The 15,095-nt window shown below is 71.7% G+C and carries 15 protein-coding genes and 2 pseudogenes; 6 read left to right on the top strand and 11 right to left on the bottom strand.

From position 1 onward, the window contains the following. Nucleotides 1–350: 350 nt before the first annotated feature. The 6 genes and pseudogenes from I4I82_RS35055 (at nt 351) to I4I82_RS23460 (ending at nt 4,443) form a co-directional block, all read left to right on the top strand. Nucleotides 351–560 (top strand): helix-turn-helix domain-containing protein, encoded by a 210-nt coding sequence (locus I4I82_RS35055; protein WP_218589145.1) that lies wholly within the window; start codon nt 351–353, stop codon nt 558–560. Next, nucleotides 550–1,851, top strand: coding sequence for a bifunctional 3,4-dihydroxy-2-butanone-4-phosphate synthase/GTP cyclohydrolase II (locus I4I82_RS23440; protein WP_218589144.1), 1,302 nt, complete (start codon nt 550–552; stop codon nt 1,849–1,851). Before I4I82_RS35055 ends, I4I82_RS23440 begins: the two co-directional genes overlap by 11 nt. Before the next feature lie 34 nt (nt 1,852–1,885). Further along, nucleotides 1,886–2,386 (top strand): flavin reductase family protein, encoded by a 501-nt coding sequence (locus I4I82_RS23445; protein ID WP_226370216.1) that lies wholly within the window; start codon nt 1,886–1,888, stop codon nt 2,384–2,386. A gap of 15 nt (nt 2,387–2,401) precedes the next feature. Continuing rightward, a pseudogene (locus tag I4I82_RS23450) lies at nt 2,402–2,650 on the top strand (4-hydroxyphenylacetate 3-hydroxylase C-terminal domain-containing protein); the annotation flags it as partial. 67 nt (nt 2,651–2,717) lie between these two features. After that, nucleotides 2,718–3,419, top strand: coding sequence for a DODA-type extradiol aromatic ring-opening family dioxygenase (locus tag I4I82_RS23455; protein WP_225920658.1), 702 nt, complete (start codon nt 2,718–2,720; stop codon nt 3,417–3,419). A 235-nt stretch (nt 3,420–3,654) separates the two neighbouring features. Continuing rightward, a complete protein-coding gene (locus tag I4I82_RS23460; RefSeq protein ID WP_218589143.1) occupies nt 3,655–4,443 on the top strand; it encodes an alpha/beta fold hydrolase in 789 nt (262 codons plus the stop codon). Between the two features lie 314 nt (nt 4,444–4,757). Here I4I82_RS23460 and I4I82_RS23465 read toward each other — a convergent pair whose 3' ends face one another. The 11 genes and pseudogenes from I4I82_RS23465 to I4I82_RS23510 form a co-directional block, all read right to left on the bottom strand. Continuing rightward, complete coding sequence (locus tag I4I82_RS23465; RefSeq protein WP_225920659.1) at nt 4,758–5,528, bottom strand: GntR family transcriptional regulator; 771 nt, start codon at nt 5,526–5,528, stop codon at nt 4,758–4,760. Nucleotides 5,529–5,616: 88 nt separating this feature from the next. Next, entirely contained in the window at nt 5,617–5,904 is a 288-nt protein-coding gene (locus tag I4I82_RS23470; RefSeq protein WP_218589141.1) for a Rieske (2Fe-2S) protein, read from the bottom strand. A gap of 87 nt (nt 5,905–5,991) precedes the next feature. Further along, complete coding sequence (locus I4I82_RS23475; RefSeq protein WP_225920660.1) at nt 5,992–6,564, bottom strand: amidohydrolase family protein; 573 nt, start codon at nt 6,562–6,564, stop codon at nt 5,992–5,994. Between the two features lie 323 nt (nt 6,565–6,887). Then, on the bottom strand, nt 6,888–7,175 hold the full coding sequence (locus I4I82_RS34510; RefSeq protein WP_372451401.1) for an amidohydrolase family protein: 288 nt from the start codon (nt 7,173–7,175) through the stop codon (nt 6,888–6,890). Between the two features lie 40 nt (nt 7,176–7,215). Next, nucleotides 7,216–7,968 (bottom strand): annotated as a pseudogene (locus tag I4I82_RS35060) (amidohydrolase family protein); the annotation flags it as partial. Nucleotides 7,969–8,006: 38 nt separating this feature from the next. Next, nucleotides 8,007–8,810: an enoyl-CoA hydratase-related protein gene (locus I4I82_RS23485; RefSeq protein WP_226370218.1), complete on the bottom strand. Its 804-nt coding sequence runs from the start codon at nt 8,808–8,810 to the stop codon at nt 8,007–8,009. Next, on the bottom strand, nt 8,807–10,024 hold the full coding sequence (locus I4I82_RS23490; protein ID WP_308112822.1) for a CaiB/BaiF CoA transferase family protein: 1,218 nt from the start codon (nt 10,022–10,024) through the stop codon (nt 8,807–8,809). The genes I4I82_RS23485 and I4I82_RS23490 overlap by 4 nt, the downstream gene beginning before the upstream one ends. Continuing rightward, nucleotides 10,012–11,103 (bottom strand): CaiB/BaiF CoA transferase family protein, encoded by a 1,092-nt coding sequence (locus I4I82_RS23495; RefSeq protein WP_267461581.1) that lies wholly within the window; start codon nt 11,101–11,103, stop codon nt 10,012–10,014. Before I4I82_RS23495 ends, I4I82_RS23490 begins: the two co-directional genes overlap by 13 nt. Before the next feature lie 35 nt (nt 11,104–11,138). After that, a complete protein-coding gene (locus I4I82_RS23500) occupies nt 11,139–12,257 on the bottom strand; it encodes an acyl-CoA dehydrogenase family protein (RefSeq protein ID WP_218589136.1) in 1,119 nt (372 codons plus the stop codon). A 2-nt stretch (nt 12,258–12,259) separates the two neighbouring features. Then, on the bottom strand, nt 12,260–13,384 hold the full coding sequence (locus I4I82_RS23505) for an acyl-CoA dehydrogenase family protein (protein WP_172167092.1): 1,125 nt from the start codon (nt 13,382–13,384) through the stop codon (nt 12,260–12,262). A 542-nt stretch (nt 13,385–13,926) separates the two neighbouring features. Further along, nucleotides 13,927–15,063 (bottom strand): IS110 family RNA-guided transposase, encoded by a 1,137-nt coding sequence (locus tag I4I82_RS23510; RefSeq protein WP_308112823.1) that lies wholly within the window; start codon nt 15,061–15,063, stop codon nt 13,927–13,929. Between the last annotated feature and the right edge of the window lie 32 nt (nt 15,064–15,095).

Raw genomic sequence — 15,095 nt, forward strand, 5'->3', positions numbered from 1 at the left:
CTCGCGAACACGCGCTGCTCGCACGGTTCATGTCTGCCGAGACGGTGACGGCCATCCTCGGTGCTGCCGTGACCCGCGGTTGGCGCTGCAGTACGACGGTCACCTGCAGCGCCTCCGGAGGAGACCGTGCTGCCCGATCTCGAGACCGAGCAGGTCCGGCTGCTGCCGGGGTGCGGGGGGTTGCGCCGAGGTCGTGCAGCTGCTGATGCGGATGTCGTGATCCGGCAAGGTGCGCGAGCTCCGATCGGTCCTCCTGCGAAGGCCCGCCGCTGCGCCGAAGGGTACGACGCCAGGGATGGCGCAGGTGCGCCGGGCCGGCGCTCACCCTGTTCCGGTTCGAACGGGCCGAGGTGCACGCCATTCTCGACGCCCTCGCCGAGATCGCGGGCGACGAGAAGTATGCGGCCGCCCTGCTCGGCATCTCGCGCTCGACCCTGTACCGCGAGTTGCAGGCTGCCGGGATCGATCTGGGGACACGGTCTTCTGAGCGGGCGATAGGTGTCCGGAACTCGGACACTTGCGGCTCACACCGGCTCCTACCATCGAACGATGAGATATGACGAGGGTCTCGCCACCGGCCCCGACCGGTCGGCACAGGCGGTCGAGGCAGCTCTGGCGGAGCTGCGGCGCGGCCGGATGATCCTGGTCGTCGACGACGAGGACCGGGAGAACGAGGGCGACCTCATCATGGCGGCTGAGCTGGCCACGCCCGAGGCGATGGCCTTCATGATCCGGCACACCAGCGGGCTGTTGTGCGTGGGGATCACCGAGAAGCGCGCCGAACAGTTGCGGCTGCCGCTCATGGTGACCAACAGCGACGATCCTCGCGGCACCGCGTTCACGGTGTCGGTCGACTTGAGGGTGGGCACCAGCACCGGTGTCTCGGCCGCCGACCGGGCAGCGACCGTGCAGGCGCTGGCCGGGGACCGCACGCAGCCCGAGGACCTGACCCGGCCCGGGCACGTCTTCCCGCTGATCGCCCGTGAGGGTGGGGTGCTGCGCCGCGCGGGGCACACCGAGAGCGCCGTGGACCTCTGCCGGCTGGCCGGGCTCGATCCGGCCGGGGTGCTCGCGGAGGTCACCAACGACGACGGGACCATGGCCCGACGTCCCCAGTTGGCGCGGTTTGCCGCCGAGCACGGGCTGGTCACGATCGCGGTGGCCGACATCGTCCGCTACCGCCGCCGGACCGAGTCCCTGGTCCGCCGCGACGCCTCGGGGCGGGTGCCGAGCGAGCACGGTCCGTTCACCGCCATCACCTACCGATCGCCGGCCGACGACTGCGAGCACGTCGCGCTCGTGCTCGGCGAGGTGAACCAGGCCGGTGCCGAACCGGGCAGTGCGGAGTCCGCTCCGGTCCTGGTCAGGGTGCACTCCGAATGCCTGACCGGTGATGTGTTCGCCTCCCGGCGCTGCGATTGCGGCGAACAGCTCGCGGTGGCCATGACGAGGATCGGCGAGGCCGGCCGCGGCGTGGTCGTGTACCTGCGCGGGCACGAGGGCCGCGGGATCGGGCTGTCTCACAAGCTGCGCGCCTACAACCTGCAGGACGCGGGCCTGGACACCGTCGACGCAAACCTCGCCCAGGGACTGCCCGTGGACAGCCGCGAGTACGGCATCGGGGCCCAGATCCTGCGGGACCTCGGCGTTCGGGAGATCCGGCTGATGACCAACAACCCGGCCAAGTACCGCGGCCTGGCCGGGCACGGGGTGCGCGTCGCCACCCGCGAGTCCATCGTGATCACGCCGAACCCGGACAACATCTCCTACCTGACCGCCAAACGCATCCGGATGGACCACCAGCTCGGCGGGGCCCTCCAGCCCCCCGCGGGCGGGAGCGAGGTGTCGTGACCGCCGACGTGCATCTCCCCGCGGAGTCGGCGTCGTGACTGATCAGGCGCAGGCCTCCGACCAGGCCCAGCTGTTCCGCGACGCGATGGCCTCCTTCCCCAGCGGGGTCACCATCGTCACCACCACCGACGAGGACGGCCGCTGGTGGGGGTTCACGGCCACCTCGTTCTGCTCGGTGTCGATGGACCCGCCGCTGGTGCTGGTCTGCCTGGCCGGTGGTGCGGAGTGCCACCCCGTCTTCGGCCGCGCCCAGCGCTGGATCGTGCACGTCATCCATCCGGAGCACGCCGAACTCGCCCTCCGGTTCGCCACCCGCGGCGCCGACAAATTCGCCGACGCGGGCTTCGTCGCCGATGAGCGCGGTCTGCCGGTGCTGCCGCGCGCCTGCGTCACCCTCGACTGCACCACGTACGCCCGCCATCCCGGCGGCGACCACACCATCCTGCTCGGCAGGGTGGAGAACACCCGCGTCGGCGAGGAATTGCCGGCCGTGTACTTCCGTCGCCGGTTCCATCTGCTGGACAGCGCCCGGTAAACGGGTGCCACGCGAATGTCGACATCTACTCTTTATGTGCCAAACTGGCATTCTAGTAGGCCAGGAGAGTCTCGTGACCGTACGCACGAGTCGGGCGCGGTCCGCCCACGGTTCGGCTCGCTGCAGACGCTGCGGGTGCTGCTGGCCCAGCAGTACCCGAAGCTGGTGGAGGTGCTGCAGACCCTGGGTGCGGGCGGCCTGCTGATGATGCCGTCGGCGGCCGACTTCGGCGGTCCGATCGGCGCGGACGTGGCCAAGTACTGCCGCGGCGCGGACGGGCCCCGGTGGGTCCGGCGACCCGGCCCAGGCCTGACGGAGAGAAGGACGAGACATGTCCCTTGCTGTGGTGACCGCGTCGCACTCCCCGTTGATGGATCGTGCGAAGCCTGCGCAGGACGTGCTGGACCGGGTCGGCGATGCCCTGGACTCGGCTCGGGCGTTCGTCGGATCGCTCGACCCGGAGCTGGTGATCATCTTCGGGCCGGATCACTACAACGGCTTCTTCTACGACATGATGCCGCCGTTCTGCATCGGCGCTGCCGCCACCTCGGTGGGGGACTACGGGCTGCCAGCCGGTCCGCTCCTGGTGGATCGTGAGGCCGCTCGTGAGCTGGCCCGTGCCGTCCTCGGCGCCGGGCTGGACGTCGCCGTCTCCGAGCGGATGCACGTCGACCACGGCTTCTGCCAGCCGCTGCAACTGCTCTTCGGTGCAATCGACACCGTCCCGGTGGTGCCGGTGTTCGTCAACTGCGTCGCCGAGCCGCTCGGTCCGGCGAGCCGCGCCCGACTGCTGGGCGACGCGATCGGCCGGGCCGCCGCGACGTGGGACCGCAGGTCCTGCTCGTCGGCTCGGGCGGGCTGTCCCACGACCCTCCCGTCCCGCGGCTGGACGGGGCACCGCCCGAGGTCGCGGCCGGGCTCATCGCCGGGCGCAACCCCACCCGGAGGCCCGGTCGGCCCGCGAGTCCCGCGTGATCGCAGCCGCCGGCGCCTTCGTCGAGGGCACGTCCGGCCTGCGGCCGCTCAACCCTGACTGGGACGCCGAGTTCCTGCACATCATCAGCTCCGGCGAGCTCGAGCGGGTCGACGCGTGGACCAACGAGTGGTGCGTCGAGCAGGCCGGACACTCCTCGCATGAGGTGCGCACCTGGATCGCCGCGTACGCCGCACTCGCGGCGCAGGGCCTACACCGTCGAGTCCACCTTCTACGAGGCGATCCCCGAGTGGATTGCCGGTTTCGGCATCACGACTGCGCGAATGGAGACGAAATGAGTATCTGGCTGGACATGTCCGGGACCGAGTACTCGGTGCGCAACGTCGTGGTGGGGGACTGGCGCACCCGCGTGTTGGAGGCCGGTCGGGGCGAGCCGCTGGTGCTCATGGCCGGAACCAGCGGGCACCTGGAGGCCTACGCCCGCAACATCGCGGCGTTCGCCCAGCACTTTCGCGTGATCGCCTACGACTACCCGGGTCACGGCTGGACCACCTTGGCCGACGCCGACCTGGAGCTGCCCGACTACGTCGCACACCTGCGGGGGCTTCTCGACGCCCTCGGCGTCGAACGGGCGCACCTCTCGGGCGAGTCCCTGGGGGGTTGGGTCGCGGCGAAGTTCGCCGCCGAGTTCCCCGAGCGGACGGGCCGGGTCGTGTTGAACACGCCCGGCGGCACGATGGCGACCCCCGAGGTGATGGAGCGCATCCGCACCCTGAGCCAGACCGCCGCGGACGACCCGAGTCCGGAGCGGATCCGGACCAAGCTGGAGTGGTTGATGGCCGACCCCGCGTCGGTCACTGACGAGCTCGTCGACATCCGCCGCGCGATCTATGCCCAGCCCGGGTTCGCCACCTCGATGCGCGCCCTGCTGTGCCTGCAGGACCCCGAGATCCGCAGGCGCAACCTTCTCACCGACGCCGAGCTCGCGGCAGTCACCGGTCCGGTGCTCGTGATCTGGACCAGCGACGACCCGTCCGGTCCGGCCGCCGCCGGGCTGGCGATGGCCGAGCGGATGCCCGCAGCCCGTTTCGAGGTCATCAAGGACGCGGGCCACTGGCCGTAGTGGGAGCAGGCCGACACGTTCAACTCGATGGTGCTCGAGTTCCTCACCGAGGCACGCTGAGGGGTTGCCGCCGTGCTGCGGCGGCGCCACACCGGCGAGTGGAGTCTTGGGATCCGCGGGGGCCACGGGTGCGGGTACCGCGGATCAGTGCCGACCGGGGCCGGCGCTCCGGCGCAGCCACCCGTGCGCTTTGGCTCAGTCGCGGTCAGTGAGTAGTCGCTTCACCTGATGGTGTGCCGGCCGCTGCCCCCGACCACGACGATCGTGGGGGTGCGCGGGCTCGCTGCCACCCCTTGGGGCCGTGCCCCCTGGAGTCAGGATTCGGACCTCTGCTGCTCGAAATGGATCACCGAACCGACGATCTCGACGATGTGCTGCTCCATCTCGCGGCGCGCGGCCTGCTGGTCGCCGGCGTGCAGCGCGGCGCGGATGCGCTCGTGGTCGTCGTGCCGCTGCTCGAGCGCGCTGCTGAGCGGCTGCTGGCGGCCGGTGGTGTTGATCAGGAAGTCGCTCAGGTCCCACATCCGGGCACTGGTCTCGGCCATCACGCGCGAGTGCGCCATCGCGTGGATGGTGGTGTGGAAGCGTCGGTTGAGCACCCGGTAGCCGTGCGAGCGCTCCACCGGGTCGATCGCTTCGCACAGCCGGCCGATCTTCTCGGACGACCGGTCCAGCTCAGCGAGCTGGGCGTCGGTGCGGCGCAGCGCGGCGATGCCCGAGATGGTGCCCTCGAAGCCGCCGAACATCACGAAGAAGTCCTCGACCTCGCGCGGGCTGTAGGTCGTCACCTGGCAGCCGACTTGCGGGATGATGTCGACGAGGCCATCGCCTGACAGCCGTCGCAGCGCCTCCATCACCGGCTGCTTGCTGATGCCCCACTCCTTGCGGAGCGCCTCGACGGACAGCCGCTCGCCCCCGCTGTACCGGCCCTCGAGCAGCCGCTCCTTGATCTGGTCGTGCACCACCGAGCTGAGCCGGGACGACCCGCGCAGCGACAGCAGCGCAGGTGGAACGGTGCTCGGATGTGAAGTGCTCACGGCAAAAGGGTAGCGGCGACCCCCGCCGCAGGCCCGTCTTCTCTGCATCGCTGCAGCAGGTCGGGCGCCATGTCGCCCGCTCTGCGCGGCCGACAGCGGTGACTCAGACCCACCCCTGGACGTTCCGGGCCCTGGGTCAGAGGTGGATCACGATCCTCTCGCCGTCCGTAGTCACGGGGTAGCTGCGCACTCGCGTGCGGTCCGGGTCGACCCATGAGCGGCCGGTGCGCACCTCGAACTCCCACTGGTGCCACGGGCAGCGCAGGATCTCACCGCGTCGCTCGTAGGAGTACTGGCCCGGTGCAGGGGAGTCGACCGCACCGGAGAGCGTCCCCTCGCACAGCGGTGCGCCCTGGTGCGGGCAGGTGTTGCGAAGGGCGACGTAGCCGTCGTCGAGGTGGAACACCCCGATCGAGCGCTTCATCGACCTCGACGATCTTCCGGCCGCCCACTGGGATCTCACCGACCGTCGCGACCGCGACTCGCCGTCCGCGCTGTGCCGATGGTTCGCTCACGGCCCGAACCGGTACTGGGCGCTGGCGTTGTCGTGCATGATCCGCCGGTGCAGGTCCGCCGGAACCCGGGCGCGGAACGCACGGTGCGGGTCGTCGAAGTCGCAGTGCGGATAGTCGGTGGAGAACATGAGCACGTCGGCCCCGATGTCGCGAATGAGCGGGACGAGGTCGCCCGGTCGCTCAGGCTCCTCCATCGGCTGGGTGGTGATGCGGATCCGGTGCCGCAGGTAGTGCGAGGGCGGGTGCTGCAGATCGGGGACCTCTTCGCGCAACCGGTGGTGCAGCGCGTCGAGGCGGTGCATGAGCGCCGGCACCCAGGCGAACCCGCCCTCCATCAGCACGATCTGCAAGGCTGGGAAGCGGTCGAGGACGCCCTCGAAGATCAGGCTGATGATCTGCGCCTGGAAAGCGACGGACAGCGAGGTGTGGTCCTCGATGTAGTACGACGGCCAGCCCGCCGCCGTGATCGGCCCCGGGGTGGTGGACGCTGCATGGATCCCCACCGGCAGCCCGGCCCGCGCGGCCGTCTCGTGGGTCGCGCTCCAGCCAGTGCTCGACCTGCCAATCATTCACCGCGGCGGCCAGCGCCGCGCCGTAGGCGTCGTAGCGCTGCTCGGAGGCCCGGTACAGGCAGTTGAGCACTGCGACGTCGACGCCGTATGCATCCAGCAGCTGCGCGCGCATGAACTCCAGGTCCGACCCGGTGGTCCGCCCGAGGGCGGCCAGGCGTCGTGCCTGCTCGCGAACCTCGCGGCCTTCGGGTAGGCGTAGCCTTTCGCGAACGGCGAGTAGGTCCGCGACCCCACCAGCTCGAGGTGCCGGCGCCAGCGCGCCGGCAGGTAGGGCAGCAGCGCGGCGTCGGACGGCACCGCGTTGTGGACGTCGCAGTCGATCAGGCCGTGGGTGCGCACGGTGCCTCCTCGTCGAGCCCGTAGAGATCGGTCGCGTTACCGCTCAGCACCTGCGTGCGCTCGGCGGGGGACAGCTGCCCCAACAGGGCGGCAGGTCCATCGCCGTGGTGCCATTGCGGGTAGTCGCTGGCGTGCAGGAGCATCCCGGCGCCGCCCATCTGGGCCAGGAACCGCTCCGTCCACTCCAGGGTGGCCTCCGGTGGGGCGTCGAAGGGGGCGACGGTGAGCAGCCCATGCTCCCGGATGATCCGCGAGGGCGCCCGGTCCACCCACGGCACCTCCCCGGCGAAGCGCTTTCCAGTTCTTGTCGAGCCGCCATATGAGCGACGGCAGCCAGGTGACGCCGCTCTCGAGCAGCACCACCCGCAGCCCAGGGTGCGCGGCGAGGACGCCCTCGCACACGACGCTCGTCAGCTGCGACTGCAGGGTCAGTGCCGCGCCCGCGTAGTCCTCGACGTAGTGCGACGACCAGCCCACCGGTGAGAGCGGGTTGGCCCCGGCGACCCCGGGGTGGATCGCCACCGGCAGCCCGGCCGCCTCGGCGGCGGCGTAGATGGGCCAGTGCAACCGCTGACCGAGCGGCGCCTGGGACGAGCCGAGGAGCAGGACCTGGACGAACCCGGAGGTTGCGGCGCACCGCTCGACCTCGTCGGCTGCCGCGTGCGGATCGTGTGGGGACACCACGACCGAGGCCCGGAAGCGCCGGTCGGCGGCCAGCCAGCACGCTGCCTGCCAGTCGTTGAGCGCACCGGCCAGTGCGGTCGACCAGTCGGCGTTGTGCAGCGCCTGCACCGCGTAGAGACAGTTCAGGATCGCGTGACCAGCACCGGGCCCGTCGAGTACATGGGCGCGCACCGTGTCCGGGTCGGATCCGGGCGGGCCACTGCCGCCCCGGGCCTCTGGCCGGGCCGACAGCGGTATACCCACTGGATAGAACGCGGGATCGAAACCGTCGACGCCGCTCTCCACGCAGTAGTCCACCCAGCGGTCGGCCAGGAACGGGAACAGCGCCGAGAGATCCGGGACGGCGTGGTGCACGTCGCAGTCCACAGGTCGGATCATTACGCCTCCTTGGGTCGCTCTCGCCTCGGTGGCTGTCCTCAGGTGGTGGGGGTACTCGCCCGCCTGCGGAACGACCACATCTGTGGCCCGCGCTCGACCTCCAGTCCCACGTCCCACGACGTCGCGGGCGGGCCGGCCTCGCGGCGGAAGGATGCCGTCATCCGCCGGGACAGCGCCGGGTCCGCGCCGAGCCGGGCGGCGGTCCGGAGTGCCGTCGCCTCGACGTCGGTGTCGTCGACAGCCTGCCATGCCAGGCCGAGGGCGGCGGCCCGCTCGCCGTCGATCTCCTGTCCGAACAGCCCGACCCCCGCGGCGGCGTCCCTTCCGGCGGCCCGGCTCAGCAGCGTGAAGTGCCCGCCGCCGGGGTGCACGCCGATGCGTCCGAAACCTGAGATCAGCCGGGCGTCTCGCGCGACGATGCGCAGGTCGGTGGCCAACACCAGGTTGAGGCCTGCGCCGACGGCGGGCCCGCGCACCGCGGCGATCGACGCCGCCCGGCAACGGCCGACGCGCAGGAACGATCCGTAGAGGGCGTCGATGTGTCGCTGCGCGTCGTCGTCCAACGGGTCCTGGGCGGCGCCGGACAGCACCCCGAGGTCCGCCCCGGCGCAGAACGAGCCGCCCGAACCACGCAGCACCACCGCGCCGACGTCCTGCCTGGCATCGATCTCGTCGAAAACGGCCTCCAGCTCGGTGGCCATCTCCACCGTCAGCGCATTGCGGCGCTGCGGCGCGGCGAGGGTGACGACGGCGACGCCGGCACTGACCTCGCAAAGCACCTCGACCTGACGGCGCCCGTCGACCTCACCGCGCCCGTCGACCTCACCATGGACCTCTTTCACGTCTCCTCCTCGATGACGGCGCCCGCCGCGACGAGTCCGTCGATATCCTCCGGGCCGTACCCGAGCTCGGCGAGCACCTCGGCACCGTGCTCACCCAGCCGCGGGGCGGGGCGCGGCCGGTCGGGATGGGACCCGCCGAACGAGACAGGGAACCGGGCCAGCCGCAGGGGCCCCTCGCTGGGGTGCTCGACCCGCTCGAACAGTCCGGCGGCGACGAGGTGGTCGTCGGTGAAGAGATCGGGTACCGAGTGGATCGGCGCGGCCGGGATCTCCGCCCTGCTCAGCGCCGCGAGCCACTCGGCACTCGGCCGGGCCAGCAGCTCCTTCTCGACGAGCTGGTAGAGCTCGTCGATGTGCTGGGTGCGCTCGGTGATCGTGCGGTACCGGGGGTCGGCGGCCATGTCGGGGCGCCCGACCAGCGCGAAGAACGTTCGCCACTGGGTGTCGGTGTAGACCATGACGCTGAGGTAACCGTCGGCCGTGCGGTAGGGCTTGCGGAAGGGCGAGGCCGTGCGGGCGTAACCGGCGGCGCCGCGCGGCGGATCGAAGACGTATCCGCCCTGCTGGTCCAGAAGCGTGAAGGTCACCATCGACTCGAGCATCGGCACCTCAATCTCCTGACCACGGCCGGTGCGTTCCCTCGCGAAGAGCGCGGCGTTGATCGCGCTCAGTGCCAGCAGCCCGACCGCCTTGTCGGCCACCGGCGTGCGCACGTAGGCGGGTTCGTCGGCGGCGCCCTGGACCGAGGCCAGCCCGCAGCTCGCCTGGATCACGTCGTCGTAGGCAGCCCGGTCCCGGTACGGGCCCTCACGGCCGTAGCCGCGCAGCGCGCAGTAGACCGTGGCCGCGTTCACCGCGGCGACCTCGGCGTAGCCGATGCCCAGCCGGCGCGCCGCCTCGGGCCGGACGTTGTGCACGAAGACGTCGGCGGTGGTCACGAGCCGCTGCAGCACCCCGCGGCCCGCGGGGGTCTTGAGGTCCAGCGCGACGCTGCGCTTTCCCCGGTTGGCGTTGAGGAACACCGGGCCCATGCCCACGCCGCGGTCGTCGCCGATGTAGCGGACCACGTCCCCGGTCGGTGGCTCGACCTTGATCACCTCGGCGCCCATCTGGGCGAGCAGCAGGGTGCAGTACGGACCCATGAACGTGGATGTGAGGTCCACGACCCTGATCCCGGCGAGGGGACCTGCATGGTGCGTCGTCACGGTCCCCACGGTTCCCTCCCGGCCACCAGGTCGGCCAGCACCTGCTCGGTGTGTGCGCCCAGTTCGGGCGCCGTGCTGCGCACGGTGCCGTCGCGCAGCACGGGGAACACGACGTGCCGCCCTCGGTCGCTGTCCGCGACGATGCCGCGTGCCTGCACGTGTGCGGAGCGGCGCGCCTCACCGACGGACAGCACCTGGTGCGCGGGCACGTCGGCCGCCGCGAACGCGGCGAGCCAGTCTGCGGCGGGTCGAGTGCGCACCGCGCGCCGCAGCAGCGCGACGAGGTCGTCGCCGTGCGTGCGCCGCCCGTCCGCCGACCCGAAACGGGGATCGCCGAGCGCCGGGACCTCCTCGGCGAGCAGGGCGGCGAGCCGCTGCCAGAAGTGTTCCTCGACGGCGCCGATCGCGATCCGTACCCCGTCCGCGGCCTCGAACAGGTCGTTCGACGGGTGCAGGTGCTGGGTCGCCGTGGCGCGATCGTCCAGGCACCGGTCGGCCCTGGTGCTGGCGAAGGAGAGGGCCGCGTCGGTGATCGCCAGGTCCAAGTGGGCCCCGCCGCCGGTGTCCCGGCGCTGGTGCAGCGCGGCGAGGATGGCGATGGCCGCGTAGGTGGATGCCGCCAGGTCGCTGACCGGCACCCCGGGCCGGTGCGGTGGCGGGTCGTCCCAACCGCCCGCGACGGACAGCATGCCGCTGGCCGCGAGGTAGGTGACGTCATGACCGGGTGCCGCCCGCAGCGGGCCGGTCTGCCCGAACCCGGACACCGAGCAGTAGACGATCGACGGGTTGACCGCGCGCAACGCGGGGTAGGACATGCCGAGCCGGTCGACCACCCCGGGGCGGAACCCTTCGACCAACACGTCGGCCCCAGCGGCGAGGGCGCGACCCAGCACCTGCCCCTCGTCGGTCTTCAGATCGAGCACGACGCTGCGCTTGTTGCGGTTCGCTGCCTCGTGGAGGGCGCCGGGCAGTTGCCGCGCGGCATCTCCTCGCGGTCCCTCGACCTTGATGACCGTGGCGCCGAGGTCGGCCAGGATCTGGGTACAGAAGGGGCCGGGCAGGAAGGAGCTCAGGTCGAGCACCCGCACCCCGGTCAGGCACCCCGACAGCATCGGCGTACTTGTCACCGGCGGGCCTCTGCGGGGGGCGGAGTGGTCAGCAGGTTCCACAGCCCGCCCGGGCCGGCGTTCGCGACCCGCGCGCCCAGCTCCGCGGACCACTCGGACTCGTCGCCGTACTCGTCCCGCCACGACATCAGCCTGCGCGTGTGCAGGTGCAGCTCGTGTTCGGTGGTGAAGCCGATCGCACCGTGCACCTGGTGCCCGACGGTGATCGCGACCGAGGCGGCCTGCGCCGCACAGATCTTCGCCGCCATCACGGCCTCGCTGCCGGCGTCGCCTCTGTCGAGGACCGCCACGGCCAGCCCGGCCATGGCCGCCGCCTGCTCGACGGCGCCCGCGAGCGCGGCGATCTGCTGCTGGACGGCCTGGAACCGGTTGATCGGCCGGCCGAACTGCTCGCGCTCCCGCGCGTGGCGGACGGTGAGGTCGAGCACTCGCCGCAGCGAACCGACAATGAGCAGCGCCCGGCCCAGCGCCCCCCGCAGCGTGAGCGCGAACGGGTCCGGACCGCCGGCGGGCAGCCGCGCGCAGGCGACTCCGCCGGCGGGTAGCACGAGGGTGTCGCGTGGTTCACCGGCAAGGTTCGCGCCGTGCTCGACGACGCAGTCGCGCGGGTCGATCACTGCGAGCACGACCCCGTTCGGCTCTCCTGGTAGGGCAATGAGGAGCACGACATGCCGGGTAGCCCTGGCCCAGGGGACCGCGCACAGCTGGCCGTGGACGCGCAGGCCGGTCCCGTCGGGCACCAGCGCGGCGGTTGCGGTCGCGGTGGGCGGCGCGACGGTCAGCGGACCGACCGGCACCGTGAGCCCGGCCGCCGCCAATGCCCACCCGGCGAGCATCGTGGTCTCCACCAGCGGGACCGAGGCAGCGTGGTAGCCGCAGGTCTGCGCGAGCGCAGCGAAATCGCCCAGTTCGCCCCCGGATCCGCCCGCGGACTCCGGAACGGAGACGAGGGTCATCCCCGACTCCTCCAGCAGCGCCCACAGGTCCGCGGTCGATCCCGCCCGCTCCTCCGGGGCGTGGGCGGTGTGCCGGGTCAGCAGCGCCGCCATGGTCGTTCGGAGCAGCTCGCGCTCCTCACCGCCAGAGGTTCCGGACAATTCGGCGGTTGCGGACATCCTCAGGCCTCCAGTCCGCGCGCGATCAGCCCGCGCAGGATCTCGTTGGTCCCGCCGCGCAGGGTGAACGACGGCGCGGCGAGCTGAGCCGCGCCCAGCAGCTCGGACAGCGCGGCGCCACCAGTCCGGCCCGGCCTGCGGTGGGCCGCTCGTCGCGTGATGTCGATGATGTCGCCTTCCAGGCGTGTGCCGAGGTCCTTCACCAGCGCTGCCGCGGTGTCCGTCGGCTGGCCCCGTTCAAGGAGGTCCTGCACCTGCAGTGACAACGAGCGAAGAGCCCAGAGCCGCGCGGTCGCCGAGCCGACATCGGCCAGTGAGGTCTCGCCGTCGGTCGCGCCGCCGGACACCAGCTCGGTCAGCAGTGGGAACGTGCTGAGGTAGCGCTCGGGGCCGCTGCGCTCGTGCGCCAGCTCCGACACCACCCCGCGCCATCCGTCCCCGGCCCGGCCGACCACCTGCTCGGCCGGCACGTCGACGTCGTCGAGGGTGACCTCGGTGAAGTGGGACTCGCCGGTCATCGCCCCGATCGTCCGCACCGTCACGCCGGGGGAGTCGAGCCCGATCAGCAGCTGGCTGAGCCCGGCATGCCGGTCGTCGTCCCGCGCCTCGGTGCGGACGAGCGCGAGCAGGAAATGGCTCCGATGCGCGTGGCTGGTCCAGACCTTGCGCCCGTTGACCCGCCAGCCCGTCGCGGTCGGGACGGCGCGGGTCCGGACCGACGCGAGATCCGAACCGCTGTCCGGCTCGCTCATACCGGCGGCGATGAACAACCGTCCCTGCGCGATGAGGGGCAGGAACCGCTGTTTCTGCTGCTCGGTGCCCGAGCGCAGCAGCAGCGGCCCGGTCTGACGGTCCGCGATCCAGTGCGCGGCCACCGGCGCGCCCGCGGCGAGCAGCTCCTCGATCACCGTGAACCGCTCGAGCGCCGAACGCCCGCCGCCGCCGTAGCGCCGCGGCCAGGTCATCCCGAGCCAGCCCCGTTGGCCGAGCCTGCGGCTGAACTCCGCGGAGTGACCCTGGATCCAGGCGTCGCAGGACGGCCGGAACGACCCCGCGGCGAGTTCGTCGGCGAGGAACCGGCGCACCTCGCTACGGACCTCGGCGACGGTCGCCTGCGTTGTCGTCATCGTGCGGTCCCTCGCCTCGTGCTGCCGTCAGTGGAGCTCCTATAGCTGCTGATCATGCGCATCATATGGGCGGTGCTCGGGCCGCTGTCAAGGGTCGCCGACGACGCTGCGACGTCGGCGGGCGGCGTTCGTTCCGGTGTGGAGAACAGGCCTTGACAGGCGTTCTACCCGTCCTCCACATTGCTGTTCATCCCATCACTGACATGCAAGCATGCAGCTAGCTGATATGGGGGCACCTGCTGTCAAGTGCCCATGCGGGATCGGCCCTGACTGTTGCGGTTCGGGCTGGTCAGGGCGGTGGGAAGGCCGGCGAGAGCGGTGGCGGAGAGGCTGTCGTGGTCGACGCGCGGTCAGGCTGATATGCGCGGGTTGGTTACCGCATGACCGGATGTTCGTCGGGAGCGTTCCGCGTCTCTAGGGTCGAGCGTCGCCGCACCCGATGATCAGTTGCGGTCATCGAGCCCAGCTGCTCATAGCTGTGCCGCGGGTCGCTCCTCGCACTCGCCTGTCGACACAGCCCTCGCCGGCGGGGTCAGGGTGGTTCAGTCCATGACGGCGCTGTCCATGACCGCGCTGTCCATGACGGCGAGGCTCCAGGTCCAGCCGGCGAGCTCGCGGGCGACGGCGACGGCGCTGATCGTGGAGCGCTTCCCGCGGGCGTCCAGGCGTGTCCAGCGCCGGTGCAGCCGTCGGTTGCCGCGCTCGGCCCGGTCACGGACCGCGGCCGACTGGCCGGCGCGGCGGCGCAGCAGGTCGCGGCTGGGCCGGTAGGGCTTGCGGTGGTGCCAGGCCGCTTCGACCAGCAGCCGTCGGGCGTGGCTGTTGCCGGTCTTGGTGATCGAGCCCTGGGCGCGCCGGGCTCCGCTGGAGGATTCCGAGGGCACCAAGCCGAGGTAGGACCCGATCGTCGATCCGGTGAACCGGTGCCAGTCCCCGATCTCCACGGCCAGCCCGAACCCGGTCAACACCCCGATCCCACGCAGGCAACAGAGCCGGTCCACGATCGGGGCGAACGAGCTGGTGGCGGCCATCTCGGTGATCGCGGCGTCGAGCCGGTCCCGGCGGGCGTGCACCGACAGCACCGCGTCGAAGGCCTCGTCGAAGGCCAGCTGCACCCCGACCCGGTCGAACCGCTGCGACCGAAGCCACGCCTCGTGCGCGCCGGTCCAGGCCGACTGCTCCCAGACCAGGCCGTGACGCAGCAGCAGTTTCGACAACCGGTGCCGGGCCCGCATCAGATCCCCGCGGGCGTCCTCACGGGCCCGGACCAGGTCCCGCGCGGCCTCTTCGGCCTCGGTCGGCACCCGCACCGAGGGCAGCTCCCCGATCCGCAACAACCGGGCCAGCCGCTCCGCGTCGCGGCGGTCGGTCTTGACCCGGTCCCCGGGCGGGCGTTCCAGCTTCGCCGGCGCCACCACCTCACACCGCACCCCCACCGCGAGCAGCGCCCGGGCCAGCCCGAACCCCGTCGGACCCGCCTCATAGGCCACCGCGGCCGGTTCCGGCAGCGACCGGACCCAGTCCACGATCGCCTCGGTCCGCGGCGACAATCGCAACGTGGCGATCTCCCCGGCCTCGTTGTCGATCATGCATCCCACGACTGATCGGGCGTGAACATCCAGGCCCACGCACGTACGCTCTGCCAGCACCGGCGCCTCCCGTAAATGCGGCACCGCCACCCGCCGTGACGGTGACCCGCGCCAACTTACGA

The sequence above is a fragment of the Pseudonocardia oceani genome (assembly GCF_019263585.2).
GTDB lineage: Bacteria > Actinomycetota > Actinomycetes > Mycobacteriales > Pseudonocardiaceae > Pseudonocardia > Pseudonocardia oceani.

What these genes read in the sequence shown, in the direction of transcription:
- I4I82_RS23440 (WP_218589144.1), top strand. Translation starts at nt 550, where the DNA reads ATGAGATATGACGAGGGTCTCGCCACCGGCCCCGACCGGTCGGCACAG.
- I4I82_RS23455 (WP_225920658.1), top strand. Translation starts at nt 2,718, where the DNA reads ATGTCCCTTGCTGTGGTGACCGCGTCGCACTCCCCGTTGATGGATCGT.
- I4I82_RS23460 (WP_218589143.1), top strand. Translation starts at nt 3,655, where the DNA reads ATGAGTATCTGGCTGGACATGTCCGGGACCGAGTACTCGGTGCGCAAC.
- I4I82_RS23465 (WP_225920659.1), bottom strand. Translation starts at nt 5,528, where the DNA reads ATGCAGAGAAGACGGGCCTGCGGCGGGGGTCGCCGCTACCCTTTTGCC.
- I4I82_RS23470 (WP_218589141.1), bottom strand. Translation starts at nt 5,904, where the DNA reads ATGAAGCGCTCGATCGGGGTGTTCCACCTCGACGACGGCTACGTCGCC.
- I4I82_RS23475 (WP_225920660.1), bottom strand. Translation starts at nt 6,564, where the DNA reads ATGATTGGCAGGTCGAGCACTGGCTGGAGCGCGACCCACGAGACGGCC.
- I4I82_RS23500 (WP_218589136.1), bottom strand. Translation starts at nt 12,257, where the DNA reads ATGTCCGCAACCGCCGAATTGTCCGGAACCTCTGGCGGTGAGGAGCGC.
- I4I82_RS23505 (WP_172167092.1), bottom strand. Translation starts at nt 13,384, where the DNA reads ATGACGACAACGCAGGCGACCGTCGCCGAGGTCCGTAGCGAGGTGCGC.